This is a genomic window from Companilactobacillus kimchiensis (assembly GCF_001438805.1).
GTDB lineage: Bacteria > Bacillota > Bacilli > Lactobacillales > Lactobacillaceae > Companilactobacillus > Companilactobacillus kimchiensis.
This window is the reverse complement of the sequence record NZ_JQCF01000046.1, coordinates 1-8194: the sequence shown is the minus strand read 5'-3', so window position 1 is coordinate 8194 and position 8194 is coordinate 1. Positions and strand designations below refer to the sequence as shown.

Genomic DNA, 8194 nt, shown 5'->3' with positions numbered 1-8194 from the left:
CGGCAGCATAATAACAACTCCGTTTGTTTATGCTTTAACCAATCATGAGTAAGACTTAATTTTGAATTAATGTCATTTTTATTCTAATAAGTATTATTAGAATAATAAGTTGTATCCAAACCATACGTATTGTAATCAGAATCATCTTCATTTTCGAAGAATGATTTATTCTTTAGATTTAATCTAGTTTCAGTATTATCCAAAGTGGCTGGTTTCAAATCCAAATTATCTCGTAACTTATCAGAGGCCTTTTGCATCGTTGAAGTTGGTAATACTTGATATGAACTTTCATTGATCCAAGCTGTCTTCCCTTGAATTTGATTAAAATTCATATTTTTAGAACTGCCATTGTACTTCAAAACGATTTGATCAATTTGTTTTGTGGTCAAATCAGTACTAATGTCATCGCCTAATGTCTTGATCAAATCAGGAACTTTCACTAAGATCTTAGGTTGTTCCAATTTTTTAACTACTGCTTTTAAAATCTGTTGTTGACGAATTTGGCGGCCGTAATCACCACGAGGATCTTGATAACGCATTCGAGCGTAAGTTAAAGCTTCTTTACCATTCAAATGGTGTGTTCCTTTAGGAATCGTAACGCCATCGAAGGATACTTTCAGATCACTAGTGACGGTCACACCGCCAACAAAATCAACAGTTTTCTCTAAGGCCTCCATATTGATAGCAACGTGATAATCAACTGGAACCCCTAACATACTACCCACTGTACTCTTGGCCATCTTGGAAAGACCAACATTATATGCAGCATTGATTTTTTGAACATTCTTTTGCTTATCACCAACCATTTCTGCTAAAGCATCACGAGGAATGGAATAAGCAACGGTTGTTTTCTTTTTAGGATTCAAGGTTAACAGCATCATTGTGTCTGAATTACCACGATCAACTCGACCATCAGTCCCTGTATCTGCCCCTAACAATAGTATTGAAAATGGTTTACTATTATCAATTTTTTTTGAAACGCTAGTTTTATTTGTATCTAAGGAATTAAGCGATTGTTGTGTTCGATAAATGAACAATCCTCCAATACCTAAAACTATTAATAAGATTATTCCAATTACAATAGAAATCATTTTTATTTTTTTCATTTTTTATATCCTATATTTTTATATTTTCAATTATAAAACGAATTGGCCACTTTCAGCAAATTTTTTAGAGACATATTTCCATAATATCGCTTTCAAAATTTGAACCATAATGGTAGGCTCAAATTAGATATATCTTTTAGGGGAGGCTTTTACAATGCCAGAATTAGCAGAAACTTTGATCGTTATTGATATGCAAAAAGCTTTGCAATATAGTTATGACTTCACTGGTTTGGTCCATAAAATCAACCATCGAATCGCTGCATACCGCCAAGCTAACCTTCCAATAATTTTCATTCAACACAATGACCAAGATATCGTTCGTGGTAGTGATTTATGGCAATTATCAGGTAAACTGGACAAACAAAAAGAAGACGTTGTTGTGGAAAAATTCCATCCCAATGCCTTCTACCAAACAAATTTGAATAAAGTTTTAATGCAACAAGGCAGTCGCACAATCGAACTCTGTGGTGCCCAAACGGAGTATTGCTGCAATGCCTCTATTGTCATGGCACATGGTTTAGGTTACAAAATTTTAATGGAACATGATATGACAACTACTTTTGACAATGATTATATGATTGCTGAAAATACTATTTCATTTTTTGAACATATTTGGGATCAACGGTTTGTAACTTTTCAATAAAAATCAAAAAAGTCGCTAATGCGGCTTTTTTTGATGGTTCTAAGCATATGTAGCTGCACTATGAATTAATTCATAGCCATTTAAATTCAAATCTCCTAATACTTTATTAATGGTCTTATCAGGATATGTCGTACCAGTCTTGTATACTAAATAATATTTCGATAAATCATCTGATGCTATCCAACGACCAATTTGGGCTAGTTTGGGGTATGCCTTGGGATCAAAATCAACTGCTCGATTAAAATCAATTGTTATTGTCTCTCCCTCAAACCAACTAATATATTTAAGTGTTCTGGGTAAATTTGCCATGTGCAATCATCCCTTTGAATAGATTTGAAACCGTTTGCTCCATATGAATATACCACCTTTTAATCGAAAAAAAAGCCGATACTCGAAAGTATCGACTAAAGTATTACTTAAATCAAAAATGACAAATTCATCTTATCTAATTTGTCTTATTAGTTCTAAGATTTACATAAACTTCTCTAATTCCATACGGAATTTCTCTTCTGGTTGATAACCAACTAAACGACCAACTACATTACCGTCTTTCTTGATAATAAAAGTTGGAATTCCTTGGATACCAAAGTTATTAGGAGTATCTGGATTGTGATCCACATTCATTGAAGTAAACTTAATCTTGTCGCCTAATTGTTCAGTTGAAGATAGCTTCTCCAAAATTGGGTTCATCATTTTACATGGAGGACACCAATCTGCATTAAAGTCTGTGATTACTAGACCATTGCTTGTTTCATCATTGAATGTCTTATCTGATAATTCTGTAATATTAGCCATCATTCAATCTCCTTCTTATTTACTATGTAAATCAATATACCCCCTAGGGTAAAATTAAGCAAATATTTTGATTCACTAGCTTTTATACCTAAATTAAAGTAAATATTTGCTACCCGGTACCCGCATGGGTATAATTAGAAACAATAAATCAATTTGGGAGGTTAATTATGTCACAGACGCCCGAAGAATCTAATAAAAAAATTACTAGTCGTCTGAAACGTTCCCGCGGTCAGCTTGACGCTGTCCTAAGAATGATGGATGAAGGTAAACCATGTGACGAAGTTTTGATGCAACTATCTGCCGTCAAATCTAGTGTCGACAAGGCTATGAAATTAGTTATTGCTCAAAATATCCGTAGTAAAAGTAATTGTAAGGATGAGCAACAATTGGCTGAATTGCAAAAATCACTTGATCTAATGTTAAAAACAAAGTAAAAAGCTGATGAATGAAATTTAATACTCATTCATCGGCTTTTTAAATTAACAATAATAATTTTATAGCATCAAACCAACAGAATAGTGAATTGCCATAGTAATCAAACCAACAATGATATTTCTAACCATTGCAGTCTTAACTAGTCCATCGCCTAATTTAGCGCTCAAGAACCCTGTTAAAGCAACTGATAATGTTACGGCTAAAATTGTACCAGGCCATTGAATTGAAGCTGGCAAAAGTGTCATCGCAGCTAGAGGAAAAATCCCACCGGATGCAGCGGAAACTAATGATGAAAAAGCAGCATCCCAAGGGCTCATATAATGTCCTAGTTGTAAATCATATTTAACTCGAACAACAGTCCCCAAAGCATCTTGTTCCATTAGTTCCTTCGCAATTTTATCAGATGTTTCTTGAGTAACACCACGTTCAACATAATATTTAGCGACTACATCAAGTTCGTCTTGATAATTAGTTTTGATCATCTCACGTTCTTTTTCAATAGCAGCACGTTCTGTATCCTTCTGTGAACTAACTGAAGCATATTCACCTGAAGCCATTGAAAAAGCACATGCGAGTAAATCTGATAGACCAGCAATGAAAATAGTAAAAGTATTACTTGTTGCAACAGCGACTGAGAATAATACACCGACAACTGTTAAAATACCATCATTTGAGCCAAGCACACCAGCACGTAAGGTATTGGAACGTTCAGCCATAGTTTTCTTTTGTTTCTTTGGTTTAGAAATAGTCATAGTTTTCATCATTCTTTCTCCTTACTAATGTGCAAATAGTGATCCAATCGCATAAGTTACTAACATTGTTAATAAACCTGAAACAACATTTCTGATAACCGCTTTGAATTTATTGGCTCCGCCTAAGGCAGCGGCAGTATAACCGGTAATGGACAAGGCAATGATAACAGCAATTACAGTTGCAATCATTTTAATATCTTGTGGGAACATTGTAATTGATACTAGTGGCAAAATTGAGCCAGTTGGAAACGAGATCATTGAAGCCATGGCAGCCGCAATGGCACTAGTTTGTTCCTTCGGATTAAAGCCATATCTTTCACGAACTGCCACATCAATGGGATCACTACTTAACATTTCATTGGTAGCTTGAGTTGCTAATTCAGCAGAAATACCAGTCGTTTGATATTTATTACTAATAAAACTTACTTCACCAGCATAATTAGTATCCAACGCAGCAGATTCTTTCTCTAAAGCACGTTTTTCACTATCACGTTGTGTACTTACAGAAACCCATTCACCCATCGCCATTGAAATAGTTCCGGCTAACATTCCCGCAATTCCTGATAGAAAAATAGCATGATTATTGCTTTGGGCACTGGCAACACCAACGACGATTCCGGCAACGGAAACAATTCCATCATTGGCCCCCATAACACTGGCACGCATAACATTGATTTTTTCAGCTAAGCTTTGTTTCTTCTTTTCTTTAGGCATAATGTTCGCTCCTTAATTGTTTGTTACATTGGAATGGTTCTCACTTACTAACGAGTTCATAATAACTCATGCTTTCAGAAAAGTAAACAATTAACCGTTTTCTTGGAAAAAGATGGTTTATTTGGAATTGTCACACATTAAGTAATATAATCATCTTGTAATGATTCTAAGGTAGAAAGGAAGATTGCTCATGGCTAGTAACGCTGTAATGGAGGAAACACTCCAAGTCTTAAAGGACCATAAACTCCGGGTTACGCCACAACGACATATTATCTTGGCCTATTTAGTTAGCCATCATAATCATCCTACTGTGGAAACAATTCGCGACGGACTGGGTAAAGAATTGCCTAATATTGGTTCATCGACGATTTATAATACTTTAAATACTTTTGTTGATCATCATTTGGTAGTTGAATTACAAAACGGTGATGGTAGTACCCATTACGATTATTTTGGTTCACCACACTATCACGCTATTTGTACTAATTGTGGACGGATAGTTGACGTTACCTATCCTGGATTTGATGAAACTGAAAGAAATCTTGAAAAGAAAACGGCTGAATTATCTGGCTATATGATTTCCGGTAATCATATGGAAGTTTACGGTTTATGCCCTGAATGTCAGATTAAATTAGGAATTAAAAGTAATGACTAATAGTATTTATTTCTTAAGCAGCAGTAATTCTATTCGTAGTCAAATGGCCGAAGGATATGCCAAAAAGTATCTTTCCAATTGGGACATTCAAAGTGCCGGCGTCAGAAAAGATCAACTTGATCCCTTAGCTGTCAAAATCATGGCTGAAGATGGTGTCGATATTTCTCAACAAGTATCTAAGGTCGTTGACAATGACTTTCTGAAACACGCTTCTCTCGTCGTAACGCTTTGTGGTGAAGCACGCGATAAATGCCTAATCCCTAAAAATACTCGTTGGCTACATTGGTCATTAATTGATCCTATCATCACTACCGGAAATGATACTGAGGTAGCCGCTACGCTAAGAGATGTCCGCAATGATATTAAACAAAACATATTAAATTTAGTCGCCCAAATTAACGAGCAAAAAAAATAAGAGTGAAACAAATACAGTTTGCTTTCAAGAATTAACAAAATACCCCATCAATTTAAAATTGATGGGGTATTTTTGTCAGTTGGAAAAGACTATATTTCACTTCGAATTTATGACACAAATTTAAAATTAAAAGCAATTATCTTCTAGATAGTTTTTAGTTTATTTTCAAATAGTAAAATTTATCATTTACATTTTTGGCATATTAATCTAAGATTAAGCAGTGATATTTATTACCAAGGAGGTATCTTTATGGTCAAAAGGAAACAAACGTTTCTAGGACTCATTCTAATCTTTACTATATTTAGTGTCATTTTATCTGGTTGCTCTAATAAAAAAGTTAATAGTTCTTCACAAAAATTAAATATTGTTACTACCACCGACTTCTATGGTGAAGTTGCTAAAGCAGTTGTTGGTAATAAAGGTAACGTTAGTTCCATTATCAACAACCCTGCAATTGATCCACATGACTATGAACCTACCACCCAGACCGCCAAGAATGTTAGTAATGCTGATATTACCGTCGCCAATGGTCTTGGTTACGATTCTTGGATGAACAAGTTGAATAATAATACCAAACCATCTGACACCTTCATCAAAGTGGGTGAAGATGTTATGCATAAAAAAACCGGCAACAACCCTCACATTTGGTACAATCCTGAGACCATACCTCGTTATGCTAACTATTTAGCGGCTCAGTTGGCCAAGAAACAACCTAAGAATAAGGCTTATTTCGAACAAAATGCTAAAAATTACATTGCGACACTTGAACCAGCTCAACAGGAATTGACCAAACTAAAACAACATTCTAAAGAATCTACTAACAAAAATGTTTACGTTAGTGAACCAGTTTTCGACTATTCATTGGAAGCAATGGGCTTCAAAGTAGATAATCGTAGTTTTGAACAGGCCGTTGAAAATGGTACTGATCCAACTCCTACTACTATCAAAGAGATGCATGAAGGAATCAAAGATCATAAAATTGCCTTCTTTGTTCTTAACAGTCAAACTGACAGTAAGCTAATTAACAATTTAGTCCAACTAGCTCAACAGAACCATATCCCCGTTCTAAAAGTTACGGAAACTCTCCCTAAGGATAAAAACTATCAACAATGGATGTTATCCCAATATCGAGATTTAAATAGAATTTTACAAAGGGAGAAATAATATTGATTAGAGCAATAAATTTAACGAAAAGATTTGGAAAACAATTAGTTTTTGAAAATTTAAATTTCAAGATCAACGATGGTGACTTTCTCAGTTTAATTGGTCCCAATGGCTCTGGTAAAACTACTTTAGTCAAAATATTAATGGGACTAGAAAAAAAATCAAGTGGTACCTTAATTGTTAATCAGAGACAAGTTATCGGCTACGTTCCACAATTTAGAAATATCGACCTCGACTTCCCTTTAAGTATTGAACAGTTCGTCAAATTGAATTTAAAATTCACACTCAGTCCCAACCAACGCCGACAGGATAATGAATTAATCAAGAATATCCTCGAACGGACTAAATTAACTAAAATAAAGGATCGACCATTAGGATTAGCCTCCGGTGGTGAAAAACAAAAAGCTTACTTAGCTCAAGCTTTATTAAATGATCCCAAAGTTTTGATTTTGGATGAATCAACTGCCAGTCTTGATGTTGAAGTCAAAATGCAACTGATGGATCTGGTTCAAGAGTTAAATCAAAAATACAATTTAACAGTTATCTTCATCACTCATGATTATGAGTTAACTAAAAAGTACACCAAACGTGCCCTCTTCTTTAAGAACAAAACCATTGAAGAAGTTAACGTCAGCGATGTTTCTGAAGATATGTTTGAGATGGGTGGTTAATTATGTTTGGATATGAATTTATGCGTGAAGCCTTTATTGCCAGTACCTTTATTGCAATAACTGCCGGAATCGTTGGGGTTTTCGTTGTTTCAAGAAACATGTCATTTTTATCGCATACTTTGTCAGAAATTGGTTTTGCTGGCGCATCATTTGGTATTTTGGTAGGAATCTCACCTTTAGCTGGAATGATTCTTTTCACTTTGGTAAGTTCCATTGCCGTTGGTAGCCTCAGTGGTGAATCATCCAGACGTGAAGCTTCTATCAGTGCTATTTCGTCATTATTCATCGGTTTAGGAATTCTCTTCCTATCTTTATCATCGGAATCGAGTAGTTATGCTACCAATATTCTCTTTGGTAGTATCGTCGGAATCAGTGCCAAAGAAGTTAATCAGTTAATGATCTTGGCCTTGTTTGTAATCCTTATCTTCATTATATTTTACAAACCATTATCCTTTGATTCCTTCGATCACATTGGTGCTCAAGCAGCTGGTTTAAAAACCCGTTTGTTGTCAATTGCCTTCTTGGTAACTTTGGCCTTGAGTGTCAGTATCGGTGCCCAAATTGTCGGTTCCTTACTAGTTTTCGTGTTATTAACATTACCAGGGGCAACTGCTAAATATATCGTTCATACTGTTCCTAAAATGATCATGGTATCCGTTGGTTTGTCACTGGCCGGTGTTTGGTTAGGATTGTATCTTGCCTTTGTCACTAATTGGCCCGTTACTTTCTTCATCTCATCATTTGAAGTTATAGCTTACTTCTTAGGCTTAAGCTATAAAAATTGGAAAATGAGTCATTAAAGCTATTGTCTTCAAAAAGAGGCTGTGACAAAACAGTTTCTTGA

At 35.1% G+C, this 8194-nt stretch carries 12 protein-coding genes; 7 read left to right on the top strand and 5 right to left on the bottom strand.

Annotated features, from left to right (window positions below; translation table 11 throughout):
- Positions 1–83 precede the first annotated feature (83 nt).
- Entirely contained in the window at positions 84–1106 is a 1023-nt protein-coding gene (locus IV57_RS12570) for an LCP family protein (RefSeq protein ID WP_057881872.1), read from the bottom strand.
- 154 nt (positions 1107–1260) lie between these two features.
- On the opposite strand from IV57_RS12570, the gene IV57_RS12565 reads away from it, so the two are divergent.
- Positions 1261–1749 carry an isochorismatase family protein gene (locus IV57_RS12565; RefSeq protein WP_057881871.1) on the top strand — a complete coding sequence of 163 codons (489 nt, stop codon included), beginning with the start codon at positions 1261–1263 and terminating at the stop codon, positions 1747–1749.
- A 39-nt stretch (positions 1750–1788) separates the two neighbouring features.
- Here IV57_RS12565 and IV57_RS12560 read toward each other — a convergent pair whose 3' ends face one another.
- Positions 1789–2058 carry a hypothetical protein gene (locus IV57_RS12560; RefSeq protein WP_057881870.1) on the bottom strand — a complete coding sequence of 90 codons (270 nt, stop codon included), beginning with the start codon at positions 2056–2058 and terminating at the stop codon, positions 1789–1791.
- A 162-nt stretch (positions 2059–2220) separates the two neighbouring features.
- A complete protein-coding gene (locus IV57_RS12555; RefSeq protein ID WP_083488981.1) occupies positions 2221–2544 on the bottom strand; it encodes a thioredoxin family protein in 324 nt (107 codons plus the stop codon).
- 167 nt (positions 2545–2711) lie between these two features.
- On the opposite strand from IV57_RS12555, the gene IV57_RS12550 reads away from it, so the two are divergent.
- Positions 2712–2978 (top strand): metal-sensing transcriptional repressor, encoded by a 267-nt coding sequence (locus IV57_RS12550; protein WP_057881868.1) that lies wholly within the window; start codon positions 2712–2714, stop codon positions 2976–2978.
- A gap of 60 nt (positions 2979–3038) precedes the next feature.
- Here IV57_RS12550 and IV57_RS12545 read toward each other — a convergent pair whose 3' ends face one another.
- Positions 3039–3743 (bottom strand): VIT1/CCC1 transporter family protein, encoded by a 705-nt coding sequence (locus tag IV57_RS12545; RefSeq protein WP_083488980.1) that lies wholly within the window; start codon positions 3741–3743, stop codon positions 3039–3041.
- A gap of 12 nt (positions 3744–3755) precedes the next feature.
- The gene (locus tag IV57_RS12540; protein ID WP_057881866.1) at positions 3756–4445 is read right to left on the bottom strand and encodes a VIT1/CCC1 transporter family protein; all 690 of its coding nucleotides are present in this window, start codon (positions 4443–4445) and stop codon (positions 3756–3758) included.
- A gap of 190 nt (positions 4446–4635) precedes the next feature.
- On the opposite strand from IV57_RS12540, the gene IV57_RS12535 reads away from it, so the two are divergent.
- The 5 genes from IV57_RS12535 (at position 4636) to IV57_RS12515 (ending at position 8150) form a co-directional block, all read left to right on the top strand.
- The gene (locus tag IV57_RS12535; RefSeq protein ID WP_057881865.1) at positions 4636–5100 is read left to right on the top strand and encodes a Fur family transcriptional regulator; all 465 of its coding nucleotides are present in this window, start codon (positions 4636–4638) and stop codon (positions 5098–5100) included.
- Positions 5093–5515 carry an arsenate reductase/protein-tyrosine-phosphatase family protein gene (locus IV57_RS12530; RefSeq protein ID WP_057881864.1) on the top strand — a complete coding sequence of 141 codons (423 nt, stop codon included), beginning with the start codon at positions 5093–5095 and terminating at the stop codon, positions 5513–5515. Before IV57_RS12535 ends, IV57_RS12530 begins: the two co-directional genes overlap by 8 nt.
- A gap of 249 nt (positions 5516–5764) precedes the next feature.
- Positions 5765–6679 (top strand): metal ABC transporter solute-binding protein, encoded by a 915-nt coding sequence (locus IV57_RS12525; protein ID WP_057881863.1) that lies wholly within the window; start codon positions 5765–5767, stop codon positions 6677–6679.
- 2 nt (positions 6680–6681) lie between these two features.
- The gene (locus IV57_RS12520; RefSeq protein WP_057881862.1) at positions 6682–7350 is read left to right on the top strand and encodes an ATP-binding cassette domain-containing protein; all 669 of its coding nucleotides are present in this window, start codon (positions 6682–6684) and stop codon (positions 7348–7350) included.
- Positions 7351–7352: 2 nt separating this feature from the next.
- On the top strand, positions 7353–8150 hold the full coding sequence (locus tag IV57_RS12515; protein ID WP_057881861.1) for a metal ABC transporter permease: 798 nt from the start codon (positions 7353–7355) through the stop codon (positions 8148–8150).
- The last annotated feature ends 44 nt before the right edge of the window (positions 8151–8194 follow it).